This is a genomic window from Aquitalea palustris (assembly GCF_003693445.1).
Taxonomy (GTDB): Bacteria; Pseudomonadota; Gammaproteobacteria; order Burkholderiales; family Chromobacteriaceae; genus Aquitalea; species Aquitalea palustris.
The window spans coordinates 13,379-37,180 of the sequence record NZ_RFAR01000004.1 but is presented as its reverse complement, the minus strand read 5'-3'; the positions used below and the strand labels follow the sequence as shown (position 1 = coordinate 37,180).

The 23,802-nt window shown below is 61.5% G+C and carries 23 protein-coding genes; 9 read left to right on the top strand and 14 right to left on the bottom strand.

Features of this window, described 5'->3' with window-relative positions; all coding sequences use genetic code 11:
- Positions 1–380: 380 nt before the first annotated feature.
- From gatB to gatC, 3 genes are all read right to left on the bottom strand, one after another.
- Positions 381–1,808, bottom strand: coding sequence for an Asp-tRNA(Asn)/Glu-tRNA(Gln) amidotransferase subunit GatB (gatB, locus tag EAY64_RS01230; protein ID WP_103522962.1), 1,428 nt, complete (start codon positions 1,806–1,808; stop codon positions 381–383).
- Positions 1,809–1,872: 64 nt separating this feature from the next.
- Complete coding sequence (gene gatA, locus EAY64_RS01225; RefSeq protein WP_103522961.1) at positions 1,873–3,324, bottom strand: Asp-tRNA(Asn)/Glu-tRNA(Gln) amidotransferase subunit GatA; 1,452 nt, start codon at positions 3,322–3,324, stop codon at positions 1,873–1,875.
- 126 nt (positions 3,325–3,450) lie between these two features.
- Positions 3,451–3,738 carry an Asp-tRNA(Asn)/Glu-tRNA(Gln) amidotransferase subunit GatC gene (gatC, locus tag EAY64_RS01220; protein WP_059284572.1) on the bottom strand — a complete coding sequence of 96 codons (288 nt, stop codon included), beginning with the start codon at positions 3,736–3,738 and terminating at the stop codon, positions 3,451–3,453.
- Between the two features lie 307 nt (positions 3,739–4,045).
- Here gatC and EAY64_RS01215 point away from each other — a divergent pair, with 307 nt between their 5' ends.
- The 6 genes from EAY64_RS01215 to EAY64_RS01190 all read left to right on the top strand — a co-directional run bounded on the left by EAY64_RS01215 (position 4,046) and on the right by EAY64_RS01190 (position 10,617).
- Entirely contained in the window at positions 4,046–5,089 is a 1,044-nt protein-coding gene (locus EAY64_RS01215) for a rod shape-determining protein (protein WP_103522960.1), read from the top strand.
- A 53-nt stretch (positions 5,090–5,142) separates the two neighbouring features.
- On the top strand, positions 5,143–6,048 hold the full coding sequence (gene mreC, locus EAY64_RS01210) for a rod shape-determining protein MreC (RefSeq protein WP_103522959.1): 906 nt from the start codon (positions 5,143–5,145) through the stop codon (positions 6,046–6,048).
- Between the two features lie 2 nt (positions 6,049–6,050).
- On the top strand, positions 6,051–6,554 hold the full coding sequence (mreD, locus tag EAY64_RS01205) for a rod shape-determining protein MreD (RefSeq protein ID WP_103522958.1): 504 nt from the start codon (positions 6,051–6,053) through the stop codon (positions 6,552–6,554).
- A gap of 3 nt (positions 6,555–6,557) precedes the next feature.
- Positions 6,558–8,498 carry a penicillin-binding protein 2 gene (gene mrdA / locus EAY64_RS01200; protein ID WP_226034223.1) on the top strand — a complete coding sequence of 647 codons (1,941 nt, stop codon included), beginning with the start codon at positions 6,558–6,560 and terminating at the stop codon, positions 8,496–8,498.
- On the top strand, positions 8,473–9,573 hold the full coding sequence (gene rodA, locus EAY64_RS01195) for a rod shape-determining protein RodA (RefSeq protein WP_199106488.1): 1,101 nt from the start codon (positions 8,473–8,475) through the stop codon (positions 9,571–9,573). Before mrdA ends, rodA begins: the two co-directional genes overlap by 26 nt.
- A 156-nt stretch (positions 9,574–9,729) precedes the next feature.
- Complete coding sequence (locus EAY64_RS01190; protein WP_103522957.1) at positions 9,730–10,617, top strand: sterol desaturase family protein; 888 nt, start codon at positions 9,730–9,732, stop codon at positions 10,615–10,617.
- Here EAY64_RS01190 and EAY64_RS01185 read toward each other — a convergent pair.
- From EAY64_RS01185 to EAY64_RS01170, 4 genes are all read right to left on the bottom strand, one after another.
- On the bottom strand, positions 10,568–10,891 hold the full coding sequence (locus EAY64_RS01185; RefSeq protein WP_103522956.1) for an AzlD domain-containing protein: 324 nt from the start codon (positions 10,889–10,891) through the stop codon (positions 10,568–10,570). The genes EAY64_RS01190 and EAY64_RS01185 overlap by 50 nt on opposite strands.
- Positions 10,888–11,610 (bottom strand): AzlC family ABC transporter permease, encoded by a 723-nt coding sequence (locus EAY64_RS01180; RefSeq protein ID WP_103522955.1) that lies wholly within the window; start codon positions 11,608–11,610, stop codon positions 10,888–10,890. Before EAY64_RS01180 ends, EAY64_RS01185 begins: the two co-directional genes overlap by 4 nt.
- Before the next feature lie 74 nt (positions 11,611–11,684).
- Complete coding sequence (locus EAY64_RS01175) at positions 11,685–12,512, bottom strand: AraC family transcriptional regulator (protein ID WP_103522954.1); 828 nt, start codon at positions 12,510–12,512, stop codon at positions 11,685–11,687.
- Between the two features lie 78 nt (positions 12,513–12,590).
- On the bottom strand, positions 12,591–13,235 hold the full coding sequence (locus EAY64_RS01170) for a MarC family NAAT transporter (protein ID WP_103522953.1): 645 nt from the start codon (positions 13,233–13,235) through the stop codon (positions 12,591–12,593).
- Between the two features lie 181 nt (positions 13,236–13,416).
- On the opposite strand from EAY64_RS01170, the gene EAY64_RS01165 reads away from it, so the two are divergent.
- The 3 genes from EAY64_RS01165 to dinB all read left to right on the top strand — a co-directional run bounded on the left by EAY64_RS01165 (position 13,417) and on the right by dinB (position 15,663).
- Entirely contained in the window at positions 13,417–13,881 is a 465-nt protein-coding gene (locus EAY64_RS01165) for a copper chaperone PCu(A)C (RefSeq protein ID WP_103522952.1), read from the top strand.
- 396 nt (positions 13,882–14,277) lie between these two features.
- A complete protein-coding gene (locus tag EAY64_RS01160) occupies positions 14,278–14,586 on the top strand; it encodes an Rdx family protein (protein ID WP_103522951.1) in 309 nt (102 codons plus the stop codon).
- 12 nt (positions 14,587–14,598) lie between these two features.
- On the top strand, positions 14,599–15,663 hold the full coding sequence (dinB, locus tag EAY64_RS01155; RefSeq protein ID WP_103522950.1) for a DNA polymerase IV: 1,065 nt from the start codon (positions 14,599–14,601) through the stop codon (positions 15,661–15,663).
- 6 nt (positions 15,664–15,669) lie between these two features.
- On the opposite strand, the gene EAY64_RS01150 is transcribed toward dinB, so the two are convergent.
- The 7 genes from EAY64_RS01150 to bioF form a co-directional block, all read right to left on the bottom strand.
- Positions 15,670–16,323 carry a glutathione S-transferase family protein gene (locus EAY64_RS01150; protein WP_103522949.1) on the bottom strand — a complete coding sequence of 218 codons (654 nt, stop codon included), beginning with the start codon at positions 16,321–16,323 and terminating at the stop codon, positions 15,670–15,672.
- 161 nt (positions 16,324–16,484) lie between these two features.
- Positions 16,485–17,375 (bottom strand): patatin-like phospholipase family protein, encoded by an 891-nt coding sequence (locus EAY64_RS01145; protein WP_103522948.1) that lies wholly within the window; start codon positions 17,373–17,375, stop codon positions 16,485–16,487.
- 51 nt (positions 17,376–17,426) lie between these two features.
- Complete coding sequence (locus EAY64_RS01140; RefSeq protein WP_103522947.1) at positions 17,427–17,969, bottom strand: GNAT family N-acetyltransferase; 543 nt, start codon at positions 17,967–17,969, stop codon at positions 17,427–17,429.
- A gap of 7 nt (positions 17,970–17,976) precedes the next feature.
- Positions 17,977–18,891, bottom strand: a complete 915-nt coding sequence (gene bioC / locus EAY64_RS01135; protein WP_103522946.1) for a malonyl-ACP O-methyltransferase BioC — start codon at positions 18,889–18,891, stop codon at positions 17,977–17,979.
- Positions 18,888–19,652 (bottom strand): pimeloyl-ACP methyl ester esterase BioH, encoded by a 765-nt coding sequence (gene bioH / locus EAY64_RS01130; RefSeq protein WP_103522945.1) that lies wholly within the window; start codon positions 19,650–19,652, stop codon positions 18,888–18,890. The genes bioC and bioH overlap by 4 nt, the downstream gene beginning before the upstream one ends.
- Positions 19,653–19,728: 76 nt before the next feature.
- A complete protein-coding gene (locus EAY64_RS01125; protein ID WP_103522944.1) occupies positions 19,729–22,572 on the bottom strand; it encodes a putative bifunctional diguanylate cyclase/phosphodiesterase in 2,844 nt (947 codons plus the stop codon).
- Positions 22,573–22,636: 64 nt separating this feature from the next.
- Positions 22,637–23,791, bottom strand: coding sequence for an 8-amino-7-oxononanoate synthase (gene bioF / locus EAY64_RS01120; RefSeq protein ID WP_103522943.1), 1,155 nt, complete (start codon positions 23,789–23,791; stop codon positions 22,637–22,639).
- Positions 23,792–23,802: the final 11 nt, after the last annotated feature.

The window sequence follows — 23,802 nt, the reverse complement described above, 5'->3', positions numbered from 1 at the left end:
ACCGCTGAAAGTTGAGGGGCCGTCGCCCCACTTTTACCCACTTCACCCCACATTTCGCCACTATAAGAAAGAACTTCACTATGGTCAACATCACTCGGCGCTAATTCACCTTTTGCGACAATGACTTAGCGACAGCCTCAAAAAGCGCTTTCCGTGTCAAATCAGTGGGTTAATACCGGCAGTCAAAGTGAGCTATGAGCTGAAATGGTGCGGGAAGACAACACAATGATTTTTCCATGACAATCAAATGCCAAGCGGTGGCCAGTCCGGAAAAACAGCAGGGGGCAGTTAAAATGGTCCATTTAAACTGCAAAAACAGAACGGCATGCCGCAGCATGCCGTTCGCTGAACACCGCCGCCAGGGGATGGCGGCAGGTGAATCAGGCCAGTTTCTGTTTCAGGATATCCTGCACCTGAGCCGGATTGGCCTTGCCCTTGGAAGCCTTCATCACCTGACCGGCCAGCGCATTGAGCGCCTTTTCCTTGCCGGCACGGTACTCTTCCACCGCCTTGGGGTTGGCCGCGATGGCTTCTTCCACCATTTTCTCGATGGCGCCCACATCGGACACCTGCTTCAGGCCATCGCGCTCGATGATGGCATCGGCGGACAGATCGCTATCCCACAAGGCATCGAACACCTGCTTGGCCAGTTTGCTGGACAGGGTGTTGTCGGCAATGCGCTGGATCAGGCCGGTCAGGCGCTCGGCGGTAATCGGGCAAGCGCTGATGTCCTTGCCATCGCGGTTCAGGCGGGCGGCGATTTCGCCATTCACCCAGTTGGCAGCCAGCTTGCCCTGACCCGAGGCCTGGGCCACCGCTTCGAAGTATTCCGCCGTGGCGCGGCTACCGGTCAAGAGCGCGGCATCGTAGGACGACACGCCGAAGGCTTCGACAAAGCGCGCCTTCATGGCAGCCGGCAGCTCGGGCATTTCGCTGCGGATGCGTTCGATCTGCTCGTCGGCAATACGCACCGGCAGCAAGTCCGGATCGGGGAAGTAGCGGTAGTCGTGCGCATCTTCCTTGCTGCGCATCATGCGGGTTTCGCCGCTGTCCGGGTCGAACAGCACGGTCGCCTGCTCCACGCGGCCGCCATCTTCCAGGGTGTCGATCTGCCACTGGATTTCGTACTTGATGGCCTGCTCCAGAAAGCGGAAGGAGTTGAGGTTCTTGATTTCGCGGCGGGTACCGAACTCCTGCTGGCCAAACGGGCGCACCGAAACGTTGGCATCCACGCGGAAGCTGCCTTCCTGCATATTGCCATCGCAAATACCCAGCCACATCACCAGGCTGTGCAGGGCGCGGGCATAGGCCACGGCCTCTTCCGGCGAGCGCATGTCCGGTTCGGACACCACTTCCAAGAGCGGAGTACCGGCACGGTTGAGGTCGATGCCGGTCATGCCGCTGAAGTCTTCATGCAGCGATTTGCCGGCGTCTTCTTCCATGTGGGCGCGGGTCAGCTTGACCAGCTTTTCTTCTTCACCCACCAGAATCGGCAGCACACCGCCTTCGACAATCGGCAGCTCCATCTGGCTGATCTGGTAGCCCTTGGGCAGATCGGGGTAGAAGTAGTTTTTGCGCGCAAACACGTTCTTCTGGTTGATCTTGGAGCCCAGTGCCAGGCCCAGGCGGATGGCTTTTTCCACCACGGCCTTGTTCAGCACCGGCAGCACGCCGGGGAAGGCCAGTTCCACGGCCGAGGCCTGGGTGTTCGGCTCGGCACCGAAAGCGGTGCTGGTGCCGGAAAAAATCTTGGTAGCGGTGTTGAGCTGCACATGCACCTCAAGACCGATGACGACTTCCCATTTCATCGCGGAGAAATCCTTTTGCTATGCCGTCAGGGGGCGCACAACGCACGCCCCTGCACGCGCTTGATTACAGGGCGGGGGCGCGGGTGTGCCAGTCGGTAGCCAACTGGAACTGATGCGCCACATTCAGCATTTTTGCTTCGCCAAAATAATTGCCGATGATCTGCAGACCCACCGGGCGGCCACGACGGTCGAAACCGGCCGGCACGCTCATGCCGGGCAGGCCGGCCAGGTTGACCGACAGGGTGTAGATGTCAGACAGATACATCTGAACCGGATCGCCGGACTTCTCGCCGATATTGAAGGCGGCGGTCGGGGCCACCGGCCCCAGGATCACGTCGCACTGCTCAAACGCGGCCTTGAAATCGTTGGCGATCAGGCGGCGGATCTTCTGCGCCTTCAGGTAGTAGGCGTCGTAATAGCCATGCGACAGCACATAGCTGCCCACCAGGATGCGACGCTTCACCTCCGCGCCAAAACCTTCGGCACGGGTCTTTTCATACATATCCACCAGGTCTTTGTAATCAGCCGCACGGTGGCCGTAGCGCACACCATCAAAGCGCGACAGGTTGGTGGAGGCTTCGGCCGGGGCGATCACGTAGTAGGCCGGGATGGACAGCTCGGTATTGGGCAGGCTGATATCCACCACCTGTGCGCCCTGCTTTTTCAGCTCGGCCACGGCGTCTTCGATCACCTTGGCCACGTCGGCATCCAGGCCGTCGGCAAAGTACTCGCGCGGCAGGCCCACACGCAAACCGGCCAGCGGCTGGTTCAGCTCGCGGGTGTAGTCTTCGCGGGCACGCTCCAGGCTGGTGGAATCGCGCTCGTCAAAACCGGCCATCACGTTCAGCATCAGCGCGCAGTCTTCGGCGGTCTGGGCAATCGGGCCGCCCTGATCCAGCGAGGAGGCATAGGCCACCATGCCGTAGCGCGACACCACGCCATAGGTGGGCTTGATGCCGGTCACGCCGCAATGGCTGGCCGGCTGGCGAATGGAGCCGCCGGTATCAGTAGCGGTGGCCACCGGCGTCAGACGGGCCGCCACGGCAGCGGCCGAGCCACCGGAAGAGCCGCCCGGAATGGCGTTCAGGTCCCACGGGTTTTTCACTGCGCCGTAGAAACTGTTTTCATTGGACGAGCCCATGGCGAATTCGTCCATATTGGCGCGACCCAATGTCACCAGGCCGGCGGCATTGCACTGCTCCACCACATGCGCGCTGTAAGGCGAGATGAAGTTATCCAGCATCTTCGAGCCGCAGCTGGTTTTCCAGCCCTGCTGACAGAAGATGTCCTTGTGCACCATCGGCACGCCGGTGAGCAGGCCGGCCTGGCCAGCGGCGCGAGCAGCATCAGCCGCAGCGGCATCGGCCAGGGTGCGGACGCGGTCCACGGTGATGAAGGCGTTCAGCTGCGGGTTCAGCGCCTCGATGCGGTCGAGGTAGTGCGTGGCCAATTCCACGCTCGACACCTCGCCCGCCGCCAGTTGTTGCGACAGTTGCTTGAGGGTGGCGTTCGTCATTTTGTCTTGATATCCGGTTAAGCTGGGATCAGTGAGCGGGTGTGCCTGCCATGGCAGGACGGCAGAACGGGGTCGGAAAAAGCCATTCCCAAGCGGGAACCATCCGAAACCGTGCTGCTCTGAAACTCACTCGATCACCTTGGGAACGAGGAACAGGCCCTTTTCCACCTGCGGGGCGACCGCTTGAAACGCCTCGCGCTGGTTGGTTTGGGTCACGATGTCTTCACGCAGACGCAGGCTTACATCCTGCGGATGGGCCATCGGTTCGATGCCATCGGTGTTGACGGCCTGCATCTTCTCGATCAGGCCAAAAATATTGTTAAGCTGGTTGCCAACCGCGGCGATTTCTTCATCGCTTACGTTGATGCGGGCAAGCTTGGCAATCCGCGCGACATCCTGGTGCGTCAGAGACATGGCGTCCTCGTTAAAACCTTTAATATTTCAAGCTTTATAGGGTATCATAACGGGTTTGATTCTCCCAAGATCGACATCACACTTCGCACCATGAATCATGCTGCTGCGGCTAGGGTTTTCTGCCAGCCCGCCTTGCTGTTTATTTGTGCGACGTGATGCAACAATGATGTCCCCCGGAGGGCCGCCGCCCGCCGTTTCAGGCCAGCCTGGACGTGCGCTGCGACGGGAGCCGGGAACCCAAGCCCATGCAAGAATTTGCCGGACGCGCATCGCGCCCGACTGACGGAAACTGAACCAGGACCGCCCAATGTTTCGTTCGCTCACCGGATACTTCTCCAACGACCTTGCCATCGACCTTGGCACGGCCAACACCCTCATTTACATGCGTGGCAAGGGCATCGTGCTTGACGAACCATCCGTGGTCGCCATTCACAGCGATGTACCCACCAACAAGAAATCCATCCTGGCCGTCGGCCTGGAAGCAAAACGCATGCTGGGACGTACTCCGGGCTCCATCCAGGCCATTCGTCCGATGAAGGATGGCGTGATCGCCGACTTCACCGTCACCGAGCAGATGCTCAAGCAGTTCATCAAGAAGGTGAACCCCAACCGCTTCTTTGCTGCCAGCCCGCGCATCGTGATCTGCGTACCCTGCGGCTCCACCCAGGTGGAACGCAAGGCGATTCGCGACTCGGCCCTGGCTGCCGGCGCGCGCCGCGTCGAGCTGATCGAAGAACCGATGGCGGCTGCCATCGGTGCCGGCCTGCCGGTGGAAGAGCCGACCGGCTCCATGGTGGTGGACATCGGTGGTGGCACCACCGAAGTGGGTGTGATCTCGCTGGGTGGTGTGGTGTATTCCAACTCGGTACGTGTTGGCGGTGACAAGTTCGATGAAGCCATCATCAACTACATCCGCCGCAACTACGGCATGCTGATTGGCGAAACCACCGCCGAAGAAATCAAGAAAACCATCGGCTCGGCCTTCCCGGGCGCCGAAGTGCGTGAAATGGAAGTCAAGGGCCGCAACCTGGCCGAGGGCATTCCGCGCGCCTTCACCGTGTCTTCCAACGAAATCCTGGAAGCGCTGACCGAGCCCTTGAACCAGATCGTGTCCGCCGTGAAGATTGCTCTGGAACAGACCCCGCCGGAACTGGGTGCCGACATCGCCGACAAGGGCATGGTACTGACCGGTGGCGGTGCGCTGCTCAAGGACATCGACCGCCTGCTGGCCGAAGAGACCGGCCTGCCGGTATTCGTGGCCGAGGAACCGCTGACCTGCGTGGTACGCGGCTCGGGCAAGGCACTGGAAAAGATGGACAAGATCGGCACCATCTTCACCAACGTACCCTGATTCTTTCCTAAACGGACCTGCGGCTGCCCCGTCAAGGGGCGGCATACCGCCTGATGGACTTCGCCAACACCCCCAGCTTTTTCCGCTCCGGGCCCAAGCCTGGCACGCGCCTGCTTCTCTGTGCCCTGGCCTCCATCGCACTCTTGGTGGGTGACAGCCGCTATGGACTGATGGAACAGGCCCGCGACGGCATGTCGCTGGTGCTGTATCCGCTGCAGCGCGCCGTCAACCTGCCGCTGGGCATGGTGCGCCATGTCAGCGACTACTTCACCGTGCAGGCCGATCTCAAAAGCGAAAATGACCAGTTGCGCACCCGCCAGCTGGAAATGTCCGCCCGGCTGGCACGGCTGGAGACGCTGGAGCGCGAGCTGAACGAGCTGCGTAGCCTGAATGCCATCAAGGCCAGCCGCAATGATGCCGCCCAGCTGGCAGAGACGCTGTATACCGGGCGCGATCCTTTCTCGTACAAGATCATCATCGACAAGGGGGCCGACGCCCATCTGCAGCCGGGACAACCGGTAGTGGACGGCCATGGCCTGCTGGGGCAGATCACCCGCGTGCAGCCCTTGACCGCCGAAGTGTCGCTGATCATCGACAAGAACCAGATGGTACCGGTGATGATTGCCCGTACCGGCGAGCGTGCCATTCTGTACGGCTATGGTGGTGGGGTGGAAATCCGCTACCTGCCGCTGCATGCCGATGTGCGCGAAAACGATATGGTGGTGACCTCCGGCATCGACGGCCTGTACCAGGAAGGCACGCCGGTGGCGCGGGTGAGCAAGGTGGAGCGTAACGCCGGTGCAGCGTTCAGCCGCATCACCACCGAGCCGCTGGCTGGCGTGCAGCAAACCCGTTTCGTGCTGGTACTGCAAGAAAAGGGCCAGACGCCACCGCGTCCGGCCGAGCCGGTTGTTCCGGTGAAAAAGACCAAGGGCAAAAAGCCCGCCGATTCGGAGTAAGCATGTCGTTCGACCGCCCCAAGGAATTGCTCAAGCCGGTCAAGCGCCGCTTCATTTTCATGACCCTGCTGCTGGCGGTGCTGGTGGAGATGATTCCGCTGCCGCATGGCTCCACCCGCTGGCTGCCCGACTTCATCAGCCTGGTACTGTTGTACTGGCTGATCAACCAGCCGCGCCGGGTCAATGTCGGCGTCGCCTTCCTGATGGGGCTGGTGGCCGACATCGCCACCGCCGGCATGCTGGGACAACATGCACTGGCCTATTCCGCCACCGCCTATCTGGCGCTCAGCCGCCAGCGCCAGCTGGTGATGTTCAATCTGGGCCAGCAAGCCCTGGCCGTGCTGGGGCTGATGCTGTGCAACCAGAGCATCATGGTGGTGGCACGCATGCTTAACGGTTCGGCCTTTGTCGGCTGGAGCTATTTCCTGCCGCCGCTGATCGGCGCGCTATTGTGGCCCTTGCTGACCAAGCTGCTGTTGCTGCCTTACCGTCATCATTCGGTGTAAGACGTGCGCCCTACCCGCTTCAAGAATCCGCAGGCTGAAGACGGCCAGTTCCAGCTCAGGCTGATCGTGGCCTATTGCTTCATGCTGCTGATGTTCTGCATCCTGATTGCCCGTTTTGTCTGGCTGCAGGTCTACCAGCACGAGCACTTTTCCACGCTGGCGCAAAACAACCGCATCTCGCTGCTGCCCATCCTGCCCAACCGCGGCCTGATCATGGACCGCAACGGGGTGATCCTGGCGCAAAACTACTCGGCCTACACGCTGGAACTGGTGCCCAGCAAGATGCCGGACATGAACGCCACCATTGCCGAGCTGGCCAAGCTGGTCAATATCACGCCGCGCGATGAAAAACTGTTCAGGAAGCTGCTGGGCGAGTCCAAGGATTTCGAATCCATCCCGCTCAAGGTCAAGCTCTCCGAGGAGGAAGCCGCACGGGTGGCCGCCAATGCCTGGCGTTATCCCGGCGTCGAGGTCAAGGCCCGCCTGTTCCGCGACTACCCCTACAAGGAACTCACCAGCCATGTACTGGGCTATATCGGCCGCATCAACCAGAAAGACCAGGAACAGCTGGACGACGAAGATAAAAGTACCAATTACAAAGGCACCAATTACATCGGCAAAACCGGCCTGGAAGCAGTGTATGAAGATGACCTGCACGGCCAGGTAGGCTTCGAGGAAGTGGAAACCGACTCCGGCGGCCGCGCCATCCGCAGCCTGCGCCGCACCCCGCCGGTGAATGGCAACAACCTGAAACTGGCTCTGGACATCCGCCTGCAGGAAGTGGCCGACAAGCTGTTCGGCAACCGTCGCGGCGCACTGGTGGCGATTGACCCGCAAACCGGCGGCGTGCTGGCCTTCCTGTCCAAGCCGGGTTTCGATCCCAACCTGTTCATCGACGGCATCGACAGCCAAAGCTGGGCCGCCCTCAACAGCGACTGGCAAAAACCGATGATCAACCGCGCCCTGCGCGGCACCTATCCGCCCGGCTCCACCTTCAAACCCTTCATGTCGATGGCCGCGCTGGAAACCCACTCCATCGGCATGCACGATGTACGCCCGGCACCGGCCTTCTTTACCCTGCCCGGCTCCAGCCACCAGTTCCGCGACAGCAACAAGAACGGTAACGGCTCGGCCAATCTGGCCAAGGCCATCCAGGTATCCAGTGATACCTTTTTCTACAAGCTGGCCTGGGATATGGGCATCGACAAGATCGCCCCCACCGTCGGCCAGTTTGGCCTGGGCCGCCCCACCGGCATCGACCTCGATGGCGAGGCCAGCGGTGTGCTGCCCACCAAGGAATGGAAAGCCAAGCGCTTTGCCCGTTACAAGGAAGAATACCGTCGCTGGTATCCGGCCGATGTGGTGAGCATCGGCATCGGTCAGGGCTTCAATGCCTACACCCCGCTGCAAATGGCCAATGCGGTGGCCATCCTCGCCAATGACGGTGTGGCCTACAAGCCGCACCTGGTACAAGAGGTGGTGGACGCCAAGAGCGGCAAGAGCCGGCTGGTTGAGGCCAAACCGGATCGTACCCTGCCCTTCAAGCTGGAAAACTTCGAATACGTCAAAACCGCCATGCAATCGGTGCTGAAACCGGGCGGCACTGCCTGGCGGCTGGGGATTGGCCTGCCCTATACCATGGCTGGCAAGACCGGTACCGCCCAGGTGGTGGCCATCAAGCAGGGGGCCAAGTACAACGCCTCGGCCCTGGCCGAGCAATACCGCGACCATTCCTGGTTTGTCGCCTTCGCCCCGGTGGACAAGCCCAGGATTGCCGTTGCGGTCATCGTGGAAAACGCCGGCTTCGGCGCGGCAGCGGCAGCGCCGATCGCGCGCGGCCTGTTCGATTACTATATGACCGGCAAGGTCCCCAGCTCCATCAGCGGAGACATGAAGACCGTGCCAATGGATACCGCCGATGACTCTGCAGCCACATCTGATTAGGCGGCTGTGGCTGGCGATCAAGGCTCCGCTTGATGGCCCGCTGATGCTGTTTCTGGGACTGATCTTCGCCCTCAGCCTGGTGGTGCTGTATTCCGCCAATAACCAGGGCCTGGACAAGATCGACAACAAGCTGATCTACACCCTGCTGTCGCTCACCATCATGTGGCTGCTGGCACGCAGCCGGCCGCAAAGCATCATGAACTTTGCCCCGCCCATCTATGGCATCGGGGTGGTGTTGCTACTGGCGGTGCATTTCAAGGGCGTAACGGTGAACGGCTCCACCCGCTGGCTGGAACTGGGCATTACCCGCATCCAGCCTTCGGAAATCATGAAGATCGCCCTGCCGATGATGCTGGCCTGGTTCTTCCAGAAGTACGAGCTCTCCATGCGCTGGTGGCACTACCTGGTAGCCGCGGTGATGATCGCCATTCCCTGCGCGCTGGTACTGAAACAGCCTGACCTGGGCACCACCATGCTGATCGCCGCCTCCGGCTTTTTCGTGCTGTTCTTCGTCGGCCTGCCGTGGAAGGTGATTCTGGGCGGCATGGTGGCGGCCGGGGCCAGCATGCCGGTAGTGTGGAACATGCTGCACGATTACCAGCGCCGCCGGGTGATGACCATGATCGATCCGATGGAAGACCCGCTGGGCGCGGGCTACCACATCATCCAGTCCATGATTGCCATCGGCTCGGGCGGCCCTTGGGGCAAGGGCTGGCTCAACGGCACCCAGACCCACCTGGACTACATCCCGGAACGCACCACCGACTTCATCTTCGCCGTGTATTCGGAAGAGTTCGGCCTGGTCGGCAATGTGGTGCTGGTATTCCTGTACACCCTGGTGCTCAGCCGCGCCATGATGATCACCGCCGGCGCGCAAACCCTGTACGGCCGTGCCATGGCCGGTGCCATCACCCTGTCCTTCTTCGTCTATGCCTTCGTCAACATGGGCATGGTGGCCGGCATTCTGCCAGTGGTGGGCGTGCCACTGCCCTTTGTCTCCTACGGTGGCACCGCCACCGTCACCCTGTTTGTCGGCATGGGCATGCTGATGAGCATAGGCAACGCCCGGCGCTGAGTACCGGTCAGCCATTCCTGCCACAGCCGGGGGCCAGTTTGCCCCCGCGTTCATGCAGAACTGTTGCCCCCAGCCGCCTCCTTCCTGTAGAAATAGAGCCACAACTCCAATCGAGCGTTTGCGCGATGACGCAAGGCCATCTACGAGGAAGACATCATGCAATTCGACGTGCAATTGCTGCTATTGGCGCTGGCACCGCTGTTTCTGGGCTGCATAGGCTGGGAGCTGTATTACTGGCAGCGACAGGGCCGCAGTAATATCTACGACTGGCGCGACAGCCTGTGCAATGCCTGCCTCGCCCTGTTGCATCAGGCTGCCGACAAGCTGGCCTGGCTGCTGGTGCTGCCGCTGTATGGCTGGCTCTACCAGCAACACCGCCTGTTCACTTTTTCGGCCAGCTGGCTGAGCTTTGTTGGCCTGTTCCTGGCGCAGGATTTCCTCTATTACTGGTTTCACCGCGCCAGCCACCGCATACGCTGGCTGTGGGCGGCGCATAGCGTGCACCACAGCTCGACACGGATGAATTTTTCCACTGCCTTTCGCCAGAGCCTGATGTATCCGCTGGCCGGCATGTGGGCCTTCTGGCTGCCGCTGGCCTGGCTGGGCTTCCCGCCACAACAGGTGGTCGGCGTGGTGCTGCTGAATCTGGCCTTCCAGTTTTTTGTGCACACCCAGGCCATTCCCAAGCTGGGCTGGCTGGAATACGTGTTCAACACCCCCTCCATCCATCGCAGCCACCACGCGCGCAATCCCTGCTATATCGACCGCAACTATGCCGGCGTGCTGTGCATCTGGGACCGGCTGTTCGGCAGCTTCGTAACCGAACGCGACGATGAACCCTGCGACTATGGCACGGTCAAGCCGGTCAACAGCTTCAACCCGCTATGGGTCAGCCTGGTGGAGTGGCGCGACATGTTGCGCGAAGCCTGGCAGGCCGATAACTGGCGCGCCAGGCTGGTCCTGCTGCTGGGCGCACCGGAACAGGCCGAAGCCATCAGCCGGGCACAAAGCCCCAGCGCCACAGGCCGTACACCACAAAGCTGATCACAATCGCCAGCAAGGTCTTGCCGCTTTTCCATGCCACCAGCGCGGCAACGATGATGCCCGGCAGGTAGGCATTTTGCAGGCTGATATCCACCGTGCCGGCTGGTGCCAGCGCCATCGGCACCACCAGCGCGGACAACACGGCCGGCGGTACATAGTGCAGTGCCCGGTTCAGCCAGTCGGGAAAAGCCAGCCGCTGGCCAAACACCAGAAAGCTGGCGCGAATCAACACGGTCAGCAGCATCATGCCGCTGATGGCAAGCCAGTGGTTCATGTGCTCTGCTCCTTGCGCCCGGCCAGCCCTTCCAGCAGCAGGCCACTTGTCACCCCGGCCAGCGCTGCCAGCATCAGGTCCAGCTTGTAGGGCAGGCCTCGCCCCAGCATGGCCACCACACCAGCCGCCACGGCGGCACCCAGTGCCGGCCGGCGCTTGAGCTGTGGTGCGACAATGGCGGCAAAGGTCGCCCCCATGGCGAAATCCAGCCCCAGATTGGCGAGGCCGGGCAGCGACTGCCCTAGGCTCACCCCCACCACCGTCCATAGCAACCAGTTGCCATACATGGCCAGCGACGAGCCCAGCCAGTACCACTGGCCGCCCTGGGCGCCTTTGGTGCGAAAGCGGTGTTCAACCACGGCAAAGGTTTCATCGGTCAGCCAGAACGCCAGCGGCCAGCGCCAGGCCAGCGACCAGTCACGGGCAAAGGGCAGCAAGGTGGCGCTGTACAGCGCATGGCGCAGATTCACCACAAAAGTGGTAAGCCACAGCACCGGCAAGGCGGTGCCGGCCCCGATCAGGCTGACCCCGATGAATTGCGAAGAGCCGGCAAACACCAGCACCGACATGCCGATGGCCGTGGCGCTGGACAGGCCGGCGGCAATGGCCAGCGTACCGAAGATGACACCAAACGGAGCAGCGCCCACCAGCATGGGCACGGTATCGCGCACGCCTTCCAGCAGTAGCGCGCGACGGGATGAACAGGTTTGTTGAGACATGGGACGATGATAAAGGTGAACACAGCAACCACGCTATCACCATGCATGGCAGGCTGACTTGAACGATCTTGCGCTCAACGCCGGAGGCTGCGCTGATAAGCTGCCGGGGTAATGCCCAGCGCGTGCCGGAACACCCGGGTAAGATGTGGCTGGTCGGCAAAGCCCAGCTCCAGCGCCGTAGCCGACGGACTATGGCCATCGGCCAGCATGCGTCGGGCACGCACCACGCGCAACTGATTGCGCCAGGCCACCGGCGGCAAGCCCAGATGGCGGGAAAACTGCCGGTTCAGCTGCCATGGCGACAGCCCAACCGCCTGCGCCAGCGTGGCCAGCGACAGATTGTCTGCCACGCAATCGGCCAGCAGCTGCCGCGCCCGCTCCACCGCCTGTGGCCACGGCCGCAGTGGCCGCTCGGCAATCTGCATATGGCGCAACACCACCTGGCTGAACACCGCATACAGCGCCGTTTCGCGTTGCAGCGTATCCCGGCTGTCGCGCAAGACCTGATGCAACTGGCTTAGCCGCGCTGCCAGTGGTGGATCGAACACCACGGTTTCACGAAAATACGGCGTCACCCCGCTCTGGCCGCTGATTTCTGCCGCCAGCCGGCCAATCAGCTGTGCTGAGGGATAAAAGCCGCGATAGGCCCAGCCTTGCTGGTGCGCGCACTCGCCAGTATGTACCTCGCCCGGATTCATCAGCACCAGCGCCCCCACCCCGGCGATATGATTGCCGCCACGGTGGCGATAGGCCTGCGCCCCGGCCAGCAAGGCATTCACTACGTATTCTTCGTGGAAATGCGGCGCGAACACCTGCTGCCGGTAAAAGGCATCCAGGCATTCCAGCGGCGCGATATCGTCGGCGCGAAAGAAACGGGAAAATTCGTGCTCAGGCAAGGGCATGGTATGAAACCGGAACAAACAGGGTCCGGCTCATTCTGGCACAGCCATCAGCGGAAAACTTGAACGATCTTGCGCCCGTCAGGAACCGGCCATGAAGGTACGGATGCCGGAGCCGACAAACTGCACGCCAACGCAGATCAGCAAAAAGCCCATCAGCCGGGTGGTCACCTCGCGCCCGCCACGCCCCAACCGGGCCGAGATCATGGCCGAGGAACGCAGCACCAGCCACATGCCGACACTGGTGCCGGCAATCGCCACAAAAGTCATGCCAAAGGCCAGCGCCTTGGCCGGCCAGCCGGATAGCTCGGCAATTTCGGTGGAAATGCCGATCACCACCGCGATGGTCCCCGGCCCGCTGATACCGGGCATGGCCAAGGGGAAAAAGGCATAGTCTTCACGTTCGCCGGTTTTGGGGGCCATGCCGGGATCCTGCGACAGAAACAGCATGCGATAGCCCAGTACCGCCACCACCAGCCCGCCGGCAATGCGCAGCGCACCATAGGAAATGCCGAAAGCCGCCATGATCAGGTTACCGGCCAGCAGGCTGACCAGCATGATGGCTGCGGCAAACAGGCAGGCTCGGCGTGCCTGGTTGGCACGGCCGGCGTCGTTCATCTGCTGGGTCAGCGAAATGAACAGCGGAATCTTGGACAGCGGATTGGTAATGGTCAGCAAGCTGAGCAAACCGCCAAACAGGAACTTCAGCGACAGGGTTTCAAGCATGATGAAAATACATGAAATATAAGTGGCCGATTATAAATACCTGCATCAGAAATGATAGTGCAGCGTCGTCGCTGGCGACGTCGGTGTCGCATCCCGACAAACCCGCAACCTGCGGCACTTTGTCGCAGGCAATATGGTCTGAACTGTGCTAATTTCGAGCGCAAAATTTCTGGAGAATCCCATGTCCCTGTCCCGACTGCTGACCCTGCTTGCCGGCCTGCTGCTGGCCGCCACTGTTTCTGCCCACAGCTTCAAGCTGGGCGCGCTGGAACTGGGCCATCCCTGGAGCCGTGCCATGCCGGAAGCCAGCCCCACCGGCGCGGCCTACCTCAGCATCAAGAACACCGGCAAGGAAGCCGACACCCTGCTGGCTGCCAGCACCCCCCGTGCCGACAAGGCCGAACTGCATGTACATATCAACGACAACGGCGTGATGCGCATGCGCGAAGTGAGCGGTGGCGTGGCCGTGGCCGCCGGCAGCGAGGTGAAGTTTGCCCCGGGTGGCTACCACATCATGCTGATCGGCCTGAAACAGCCGCTGAAGGCGGGCGAACACTTCCCGCTGACGCTGAAGTTTGCCAAGGCCGGCACGGTCACCGTGGAAGTGCAGGTGGAAAAAGACGCGCCGATGGCGATGGAACACTAAGGGTTTTGGGCTGGACAAATCCTGCCAATCTGCTGATTTTTCTAGCCAATTATTGCCACAGCCCGCTTCGGCGGGCATTTTTCTGCCCAACGTTGCGCCAATGTGACATCGTGCAATGCAGCATTCGACCTTTGTTAGAGTAATCGCTTTACCGCCGCACCATCCTTGGGCACACTGGCGTCCGGGAATTGAGTTGAACAACGCTTTGTACTGCTCAGTCCGCCGGTTACCCTACACAGTAGTAAGCGCCAAGTCTGCACTAAAAGAGTCAACACGATGGAGGAGAACGGGTCTTGCCAGTCAAGCCCCGTCAAATAATAGATCGACTCAGGGAACCGGCGGATTTTTCCTCATTCTGCGTTATGCTATCCGGCACTGCATTCAAGCCGGACTCTCATGAATACCCCCAGCACACCCCAGCCTTCCCTGCCCCGCATTGCCATTGAATACTGCACTGGCTGCCGCTGGCAGCTGCGCGCCGCCTGGATGGCACAAGAGCTGCTGACCACCTTTGAAAAAGAAGTGGCCGAAGTGGCGCTGCGTCCCGGCAGCGGTGGCGTGTTCCGCATCAGCATCGATGAACAGACCCTGTGGGACCGCAAGCGCGATGGCGGTTTTCCCGACATCAAGCAGCTGAAACAGCTGGTACGCGACCAGGTGGCACCTGACAAGACACTGGGCCACAGCGAACGCGCGGCCGACTGATCACGAGGCCGCATGACCGGGCAACGCAAGATCATCCATGTCGATTGCGACTGTTTCTACGCCGCCATCGAAATGCGTGATGACCCCAGCCTGCGCGAAGTGCCGCTGGCGGTGGGCGGCCAACCCGACAGCCGCGGCGTCATCGCCACTTGCAATTACATCGCCCGCCGCTACGGCGTGCACAGCGCCATGTCTTCGGCGCGTGCCTTGCGGCTGTGTCCGCAGCTGATCATCCTGCCACCGGACATGCGCCGCTATCGCGAGGCCAGCCAGCAGATCATGGCCATCTACGAGCGCTATACCCCGCTGATCGAACCGTTGTCGCTGGACGAGGCCTATCTGGATGTCAGCTGCCAGCCACATGAACAGGGCAGCGCCACCCGCATGGCCGCAGCCATTCGCCGGCAGATTCAGGCAGAAGTCGGCATCACGGCCTCGGCTGGCATCGCACCCAACAAGTTTCTGGCCAAGATTGCCAGCGACTGGAACAAGCCGGATTGCCAACTGGTGATCCGGCCGCAGGATGTCGACAGCTTTGTACTGGGCCTGCCGGTGGAAAAAATTCACGGGGTGGGCAAGGTGACGGCCACCCAGCTGAAACAGTTGGGCATTCATCGTTGCAGCGACTTGCGTCAATGGGAGAAGCTGGACCTGATGCGCCACTTTGGCCGCTTTGGCGAACGGCTGTACCAACTGGCGCGCGGACAGGACGAGCGGCCGGTCTCCACCGACCGCAGCCGCAAGTCCATCAGTGTGGAAGAGACCTATGCGCAGGACCTGCCCGACCTGGCCGCCTGCCTGGACAAGCTGCCAGAGCTGATGAGCAAGCTGCAGGGGCGCATTGCCCGGGCGGAGAATCCGCCATTCAAGGGGCTGAGCGTAAAGCTGAAGTTTGCCGATTTCAGCCAGACCACCGCCGAACATAGCGGCCGGCAGCTGAGCAGCGCCGATTACCGCGATCTGCTGGAAATCGCCTATGCCCGCGGCCAGCGTCCGGTACGGCTGGTGGGAGTGGGGGTCAGGCTGGCCGATGACACCGACCAGCCGCAGCAACTGCCGCTGTTCGATGTCCTGTAAGCGGGCTTATTGCTTGCTGGCTTCCAGATAGGCCGCCCGGGCGGCGGCGCTGTCCTGCCAGGTGCGGGCCACGCTGGAACGCTTGCCCAGCAAGGCCAGATAGTCTTCGATGCCCGGAATGATGGTGGTCAGATCTTCGCCATACACCTGCTGGGTGGACGCTGCCACCAGCGGCAACACACAGGCTGCTGAAATATCGGCATAGCTGAAATACTCACCTGCCAGCCACGGGCCGTACTGCACCAGGCGCGACACGGCCAGCAGGCTGCGCTCGATGGCCGCCTTGGCCGTCGCCTTGCCTGTCTCATCCAGCGCGGCACCAAACAGCAGATGGCGGTACAAGGGCGCGGCGGCCGGCATCAGGTACAAGTCCAGCATGGTCATCAGTTCGCGCGCGCTGGCACGGCCATTTGGCGTCGGCGGCAGCAGGGCGGCGGTGGGGTAGGCATCTTCCAGCCATTCCAGGATCACCGTGGACTCGGACAGGGCATGGCCATTGATGTCGACAAAGGGAATCTTGCCCATCGGGCTCAGTTCCAGCAGCGCTGGTTCCTGTGAGGGCCGGGTGGGTACTTCCTGGAAATTGACGCCCTTTTCCAGCAGGGCAATCTTGACCTTGTTGTAGTAAGCGGACAGCTGCACGCCGTAGAGTTTGATCATGCGGTTCTCCTTGCGGGCTGCGCCCAGAGTGAAAGACGGTGTTTTACGCGGCACCGGGCGCAACGCAAAACAGGCATTGTCTGCCCGGCTTGGCCGACAACGCCTGCATTATGCCATCTTTCCCGGCCACAGCCAGACGGCGAGGCCCGGCAAACGGCGCTTTAACGCGCCATGGCCAGCGACTTCTGCTGCAAACGGCTGCGCAAGACCGCCATGATTTGCTGGGTGGCCTTCTCACCCTCCAGAATGGCCTGGTGACGCGCCTCGAAGTCGGCCGAGCCGATATTCAGCACATTGGGGCGAATCACCACATCCGCCTGTTTCAGTTCGGCCGCCAGCGTCGGGCCACTCATGATGTTGAAGCTCTGGTCCAGCATGGAAAACAGACCGGTGGCCTTGCCGGCCTTGGGCTTGGCCGAAATATCCACCGCGATGACAAAATCCGCCCCCATCTCGCGCGCCGCCGACACCGGCACCGGGCTGACCAGGCCGCCATCAACATAGCGCTTGCCGCCAATCACCACCGGCAGGAAAACATTGGGAATGCTGGCCGAGGCACGCACGGCCTGGCCGGTATTGCCGGTGCGGAACACTACCTTTTGGCCGGAATCCAGCTCGGTGGCGACGATGCCCAGGCGGCGCGGCAGTTTCTCGATGGGACGGTTACCCAGCTGGGTGTTGATATAGGCTTCCAGCTTTTCACCCTTGAGGAAACCCTTGGTGGACAGCGTCCAGTCGGTGAGTTCCGACTCGTCCAGCTGCATGGCCTTGGCCTGCAACTGCATGCCGTTCAGGCCGGAGGCGTACAAGCTGCCCACCACACTGCCGGCACTGGTGCCGGTGATGATGTCCGGCACGATGCCGTTGGCTTCCAGCATCTTGATCACGCCGATATGGGCAAAACCCTTGGCCGCCCCGCCGCCCAGTGCCAGTGCCACACGTGGCTTCACCGGGACTTTCGGGGCAGTGATTTCGGTTTTGGGTTGGGTCAGGGTACAAGCGGCCAGCAGCAACAGCAGGCTGGCCGGAGCCAGGCGGCGTAGGAATGTCATGATGGATTGAATAAGTAGTGACGGGGTTGGAAGCGTATTGGGGTCATTCGATTATTGCGGCGCAACATGGTTCCCCTGGGCAAGAGCAGACAGCAGAAAAACATGATTGAGATGGCGCTCCTGTTCCATCTCAAAATAGCAATCCGCTACCTGTTGCAAGCCCAGATGCCGATAAAAAGCCAGTGCTTGCTGATTGCCGTGAAACACGCTCAACCACAAGCCGTGGTAACCCAGCTGGCCGGCCAGTCGCAAGCTGGCCGACAGCAAACACCGTCCCAGCCCCTGCCTGGCAAAGCGTGGCATGACATAAAGCGTGGCCAACTCGGCCTGCCAGGCCGGCTCTCCAGGACAGGCGGCATCCTCTTGCAGCAAGGCATAGGCCAGTAGATGGCCATCACGCTTCAACAGCAGGATGTGCTGTTGCGGGTCGGCCAGCTTGTCCAGAAACACCTGCGGGGTAAAACTGGCTTGCACATAACGCGCCAGTGCCGGACGGATGCCTGCGCTGGCATAGGTGTCCAGCCATACCAGGCTGGCCAGTGCCGCCAGGCATGCGGCGTCTTCCGGCCGTGCTGGCCGCACGCGGTCAGTCATTGTCGTATCAGACCTTGCCCGGCCAGCTGCCCGGTTTGACAAATTCGATCACCTGCCGGCCATCCGGCAGGGTATTGCCCTTTTTCTTCAGCGTACTTTTCCAGGCATGGCCATACACCACCTCATAGGTGGCGGGCAGTGTGCCATCGCGTCGCCGGGCCTCGTAGCTGGCTTCCACCCGACGCCAGGCCTGCTTGCCCATCAGGCCACGGCTGCGGTCGCGGGTGGCATTGTGTGCGCCAATGGCCTTGAGGTCGTGCATCACGTCGCGCACCTTGTCGTAGGTGAGCACGATCTTGTCCATGTCCATCACCGGTTCGGCAAAACCGACGCGCATCAGCGCATCGCCCAGATCATGCATGTCGATGAACTGGTTGACGTGGGTGGCCTGATCGATCCCGCCAAAGGCTTCGCGCAGCTCGAACAGGGTGTCCGGCCCCAGCGTGGAAAACATCAGCATGCCATCCGGCTTGAGCACGCGTTCGAACTCGCTGAACACGCTGTCCGGAATATTCACCCACTGGATGGTGAGATTGGACCAGATCATGTCCACGCTATTGTCGGCCAGCGGCAGCCTTTCCACATCGGCACACACCTGCCAGGGCTGGCTGCGCTTGAACAGTTTTTTCAGCAGGCCATCCCCGGCACGCTGACGCTCGCGCGAGGCACACAGCATGGCGTGGGCCAGATCCAGCTCCACCACCTGCGCCTCCGGATACTGGGCGCGCAACTGGGCTGCGCCATAACCGGTGCCGGTGCCGGCATCCAGAATCACTTGCGGTTGATGCTTGATATAGGACAGCCGCTCGGCCATGCGGTCGGACACCTCACGCTGCAATACGGCGGCGGAGTCATAACTGCTGGCGGCACGCTCGAAAGAGGCGCGGATACGGGCTTTGTCGGTGTAAAACGCTTCGCTCATGCGGAGGCTTCCAGATGCTGGGCCAGCTTGGCGACAAATTCGTCCTGATGAGACAAAAATGGCGCGTGCGAAGCCTGGGTGAATTCGTGCAGGGTGGCATCGGCCAGAGCGGACTGCAGCCAGCGGCCGGCACCGATCGGGGTGATGGCATCGCGCACCCCGAAAAACAGCGCCACCGGACAATGAATCTGGCCGGCCAGCGCACGCGCATCGGCCTCCAGCAATAATTCGAGTGCCGGCAGCAAGCCTTGTGGCCGGCCATGGGAAAACAACTGTTCGCGCACCGCCTTGACGGTGTCGCGCGCGGCGGGCGCGCCCATCATCTGCAGGGCGAGGAAGCGCTCCAGCGTTTGCTCGAAAGCCCCTTCCAGGCTGGCCCCCACCGCCTCGATGGCCGCACGTTGCTGGGCATGTGGCCAGCTATCGTCGCGCACGAAGCGTGGGCTGGTGGACACCAGCGCCAGACTCTTGATCTTGTCGGGATGGCGGGCCGCCCAGTGCTGGGCAATCAGGCCGCCCAGCGACCAGCCAAGCAGTTGTACGGGGAAGGGAAAATGGGCGTCCAGCTGGTCGGCCACGGCATCGGCATCGAAACGCGCCAGCGGGGCAGAGCCACCATGGCCGGGCAGATCAACCAGATGCACGCAATAGTGCGCGGCCAGCACGTCGGCCACACGGTCGAATACACCGCCATGCAGGCCCCAGCCATGCAGCATTACCACGTCCGGGCCACGGCCGCGGCTTTCAACAAACAGAGTCATGGGCAATCAAATGGGGGAGAAAGGTGGTTTTCGCAAGAGCGCGCAGCGAAAGAAAGCAGCCGCGCAGGCTGCCGGCTCAGGCGGCACGGCGAAACTCCTGCACAAAGCGCGCCAGCCGCTCCCAGTCGATGGCATCAGCCGGGGCCGGGGCGGCAAAGTAATAACCCTGCAATTTGCCACAGCCCATCTCTTGCAAGCGCGCCAGCTGGGCTGCGGTTTCCACGCCTTCGGCCACCACATCCAGACCCAGTGCCTGCGCCAGCGCCAGAATGGCACGCACGATGGCAAACGATTCTTCCTTGCGGTCGACATCGAACACAAAGCTCTGGTCTATCTTCAGCACATCGAAGCGATAGCGGTGCAGATAGGACAGCGCGGAATAACCGGTGCCGAAGTCGTCCAGCGCCAGCTTGACGCCCAGATCATGCAGGGCATGCATCACGGTGGCGGCAATATCCGGCACATCGATCAGCGCGCTCTCGGTGATTTCCAGATGCAGGATGGAGGCCGGCAGCTGGTAGCTGTCGATGATGTCGCGCATCCACGGCACCAGCTCCGGATCGTGGAAATTGGCCGAGGACAGATTGATATGCAGGGCGATGTCACGCGACACCCGCGCCTCGTCCAGCCACAGCCGCAGCTGGCGGCAGGCCGCATTGATCATATAGCGGTCGACGCGGGTGATCAGCCCGCTTTCCTCGGCCATGGGCAGGAATAGCGCCGGCGAAATCAGCCCGCGCAGCGGATGCTGCCAGCGCACCAGCGATTCGAAACCCACCAGCTCGCCGCTGCGGGCATCGATAAAGGGCTGGAAATAAGGCAGCAACTGGTCGTCTACCTCCAGCGCACGGCGCAATTCGCTTTCCAGCGCCAACTGGTCGGCCTGGTTGATACGCAGCTGGTGGTTGAACACGGTATACCCCTGCCGGCCCTGCTGCTTGGTGCAGTACATGGCATGGTCGGCATCACGCAGCAGCTCTTCTGCCTTGTGATAATGCTCACGGTCAGCCAGCACCACGCCGACACTGGCGGTGGAGAACACTTCGCGCCCGGCCAGAATCACCGGCCGCTCGAATTCGCTGACAATACGCCGCGCAATCATCTCGCAGCCTTCCAGCGTTTCGGTACCAAACAGCAGCACCGCAAACTCGTCGCCCCCCAGCCGCGCCAGGAAATCATAATGGCGCAGGCAGGAGCGAATGCGCGCACCGGCTTCGAACAACAGGTGATCGCCAGCCAGATGGCCCAGCGTGTCATTCACCAGCTTGAAGCGGTCCAGATCGATAAAGATCACGCTGAAGCGGGCACCGTTACCCGCCACATAGCCTTCCCAGGCGCGGCGCAAGGTTTTGGCAAAGTAATTGCGGTTGGGCAACTTGGTAAGCGGATCATGCAGGCTGTCGAACTCCAGCTGGGCATTGACCGCATCCAGCTCACTGGTACGTTCGCGTACCCGCTCTTCCAGTTCGGCATAGGCGTCTTGCAGTTCCTGCATGGCACGCACCCGCGCCAGTGCCGTACCGATATTGTTGGCGACGAACTCCAGCACTTCCTGATCGCGATAGTTGTAGATCACCTCTTCCTGATAACTGTGCACCGACAGCACACCCAGCAGCTCGTGTCCGCAATACAGCGGCACCCCCAGCCAGCTATGCAGCGGCGGTCCGGCTCCATCGGCAGATGACAGTTGCGGATTGAGGCGATCCAGCAATAACGCCCGGCCACTGTGCAATACCTGCTCGACATGACCCTTGCCTGGCCGGCGGGGCTTGGCCGCCGGCTGTTGCTCGTCGGAGCAATAGGGAAAACTGAGCAGGTCGCTATCCATGCTGTACAGCGCCACCTGGCAATTGCGCGCGGCCACCAGCTCCATCAGCAGCCGGTGCACACCGGCCAGAAAAGCCTCCAGCGACAGGCTGGTATTGGATAGGTCGGCAATACGGAACAGCACATCCTGAAAACGCTCGGCCCGTTTACGCTCGGACACTTCAGAACGCAGCCGGGCATTCATCCCCTCCAGCTCGCAGGTGCGCAGCCAGACCTGACGCTCCAGCTGGCTGCGGTACAACATGCGGTCCAGCGCATAGCCAACATGGCGGGCGACAAACAGAAACAGTGTCTGCTCGGCCGAGGTGCAGGGCGACTGCTCGGGATAAAACTGCATGACCGCCGCGCCGATAACCGTGTGATTGGCATTGCTCAGCGGCACGCCCATCCACAACTCCGGCACCGGCCCCTCCAGCAACAGTTGTTCCTGAGCGCAGATTTCCAGCAGCCGCTCACGAGTGAGCACCAAGGGCTTGCCGATACGCATCAGCCAGGCGGTCAGCGAGCGTTCGCTCTGGCTGGCGGAAAACTGTTGCTCGGGGGAAGGCGGGGCGGGGTCCAGCTGGTCGGCGTAAAAGGGGTAATGCAGGCTACTGGACTGTTCGTCGTACAGGGCAATGTAGAAATTACGGGCATCCATCAGCCGCATCAGCAAGCGGTGCAGCTTGGGTAGCATGTCATCCAGCGTGCTGCACTCGCTGGGCAGCTGGCTGATTTCCAGCAGGGTTTCATTCATCACCCGTGCCTGTGACTGCTCGGAATGCTGCCGCGCACTCAACAGATGCCCGGTCAGCAACGAAGCAATCGCCGCGGTATTCGCTGGCATCTTGCCGCGCCAGACCAGCCAGCCGATCAGCTCGCCCTGCACCGACAAGGGCATGGCTCCGCCATCCGGCCCGGGGAGTCGTCCCGCAGACAATGCCGCAGCCGGTGTCAAGGTGTCTGCCATGCCCAGCGTGGCCAGACGCTGCCATGTCGTCCCCACCAGCGCCCAGACGGCTGCCGCAGCCGGTTCGCCCCGGTGCCGCAGCAGGGACAAGGCAGTTTCAGCAGCCTCTTGCTGGGAGGACAGATAATCAGCCGTACTCTTCATGTCATTATCGTAGTATGAGTTAGCCGGAAATTCCGGTCATGCTACGAACAGACGCAGCCATCCCCTATGGCTGCATTGCTTCCACCACACAGTCCAGCAAGCCCTCCAGCTGGTCCGGTGTGTGGGCTGCCGACAATGTCAGGCGTAAACGTGCCGTCCCCTCAGGCACGGTGGGCGGCCGTATCGCAGGCACCCAGAATCCACGCTCCTTCAACTGTGCAGCCAGCAACAATGCCTGCTCGTTCCTACCAATGATAATGGGTTGGATCGGGGTACGGGATGCCATCAGCGGAATATTTACCTCCGACAAGCTTTCCCTCAGCCGGCTCACGCTCTGCTGCAAGCGTTGCCGGCGCCAAGGTTCGTCCGCCATCAGGCGCAAACTGACCAGCACCGCAGCCGCCAGCGCCGGCGGTTGGGCGGTAGTGAAAATATAACTGCGGGCCGTATTGACCAGCCAGGCAATCAACTGGCTGCTCGCTGCGACAAAAGCACCAGACACCCCAGCCGCCTTGCCAAGAGTGGCCATATAGATCAGCCGCTCTCCGTGCAAACCCTGTTCCACTGCCGACCCGCGGCCATCGCCCAGCACGCCGAATCCATGCGCATCATCAATGTAAAGCCACGCATCGTATTTATCGGCAAGATCCTGCAACTTCTTTAGCGGCGCTTCATCGCCATCCATGCTGTATACCGCATCCACGGCAATCAGCCGGGTACGGGCCGGGGTGCTCGCCAGCTGCTGCTCGAGCTGTTGCAGGTCGTTATGGCGAAAGCGGCGGAAGGTGGCCCGCGACAACAGGCAGGCATCATTCAGTGAAGCGTGGTTGAGCTTGTCGGCAAACACGGCATCGCCACGCCCCACCAGACTGGTGATGACTGCCTGGTTGGCAGCATAGCCGGAGCTGAACAACAAGGCCGCCTCGCGGCCACAAAATGCCGCCAGCGCCTCTTCGGCTTCTTCGTGAATGGCAAAGTGCCCGGCGACCAGGTGCGAGGCGCCTCCCCCGACCCCCCAGCGCAGCATGGCTTCGCGACCGGCTTCGATCAGCTGCGGGTGATTGGCCAGTCCCAGGTAGTCATTGCTGGCAAAGGCAATATAGCTTTTGCCGTCTATGATCATCTCGCAGGATTGTGGCGTTTCCACGATATGACGCTGGCGAAAACGGTGCTGCTGCTGCAATTCCAGCAGTGCTGCGGAAAGGTCCTGGGAGCGCATGCGGTTTTCCA

Coding starts and splice junctions, on each gene's coding strand:
- gatB (WP_103522962.1), bottom strand. CDS start 1,808: ATGAAATGGGAAGTCGTCATCGGTCTTGAGGTGCATGTGCAGCTCAAC.
- gatA (WP_103522961.1), bottom strand. CDS start 3,324: ATGACGAACGCCACCCTCAAGCAACTGTCGCAACAACTGGCGGCGGGC.
- gatC (WP_059284572.1), bottom strand. CDS start 3,738: ATGTCTCTGACGCACCAGGATGTCGCGCGGATTGCCAAGCTTGCCCGC.
- EAY64_RS01215 (WP_103522960.1), top strand. CDS start 4,046: ATGTTTCGTTCGCTCACCGGATACTTCTCCAACGACCTTGCCATCGAC.
- mreC (WP_103522959.1), top strand. CDS start 5,143: ATGGACTTCGCCAACACCCCCAGCTTTTTCCGCTCCGGGCCCAAGCCT.
- mreD (WP_103522958.1), top strand. CDS start 6,051: ATGTCGTTCGACCGCCCCAAGGAATTGCTCAAGCCGGTCAAGCGCCGC.
- rodA (WP_199106488.1), top strand. CDS start 8,473: ATGACTCTGCAGCCACATCTGATTAGGCGGCTGTGGCTGGCGATCAAG.
- EAY64_RS01190 (WP_103522957.1), top strand. CDS start 9,730: ATGCAATTCGACGTGCAATTGCTGCTATTGGCGCTGGCACCGCTGTTT.
- EAY64_RS01185 (WP_103522956.1), bottom strand. CDS start 10,891: ATGAACCACTGGCTTGCCATCAGCGGCATGATGCTGCTGACCGTGTTG.
- EAY64_RS01180 (WP_103522955.1), bottom strand. CDS start 11,610: ATGTCTCAACAAACCTGTTCATCCCGTCGCGCGCTACTGCTGGAAGGC.
- EAY64_RS01175 (WP_103522954.1), bottom strand. CDS start 12,512: ATGCCCTTGCCTGAGCACGAATTTTCCCGTTTCTTTCGCGCCGACGAT.
- EAY64_RS01170 (WP_103522953.1), bottom strand. CDS start 13,235: ATGCTTGAAACCCTGTCGCTGAAGTTCCTGTTTGGCGGTTTGCTCAGC.
- EAY64_RS01165 (WP_103522952.1), top strand. CDS start 13,417: ATGTCCCTGTCCCGACTGCTGACCCTGCTTGCCGGCCTGCTGCTGGCC.
- EAY64_RS01160 (WP_103522951.1), top strand. CDS start 14,278: ATGAATACCCCCAGCACACCCCAGCCTTCCCTGCCCCGCATTGCCATT.
- dinB (WP_103522950.1), top strand. CDS start 14,599: ATGACCGGGCAACGCAAGATCATCCATGTCGATTGCGACTGTTTCTAC.
- EAY64_RS01150 (WP_103522949.1), bottom strand. CDS start 16,323: ATGATCAAACTCTACGGCGTGCAGCTGTCCGCTTACTACAACAAGGTC.
- EAY64_RS01145 (WP_103522948.1), bottom strand. CDS start 17,375: ATGACATTCCTACGCCGCCTGGCTCCGGCCAGCCTGCTGTTGCTGCTG.
- EAY64_RS01140 (WP_103522947.1), bottom strand. CDS start 17,969: ATGACTGACCGCGTGCGGCCAGCACGGCCGGAAGACGCCGCATGCCTG.
- bioC (WP_103522946.1), bottom strand. CDS start 18,891: ATGAGCGAAGCGTTTTACACCGACAAAGCCCGTATCCGCGCCTCTTTC.
- bioH (WP_103522945.1), bottom strand. CDS start 19,652: ATGACTCTGTTTGTTGAAAGCCGCGGCCGTGGCCCGGACGTGGTAATG.
- EAY64_RS01125 (WP_103522944.1), bottom strand. CDS start 22,572: ATGAAGAGTACGGCTGATTATCTGTCCTCCCAGCAAGAGGCTGCTGAA.
- bioF (WP_103522943.1), bottom strand. CDS start 23,791: ATGCGCTCCCAGGACCTTTCCGCAGCACTGCTGGAATTGCAGCAGCAG.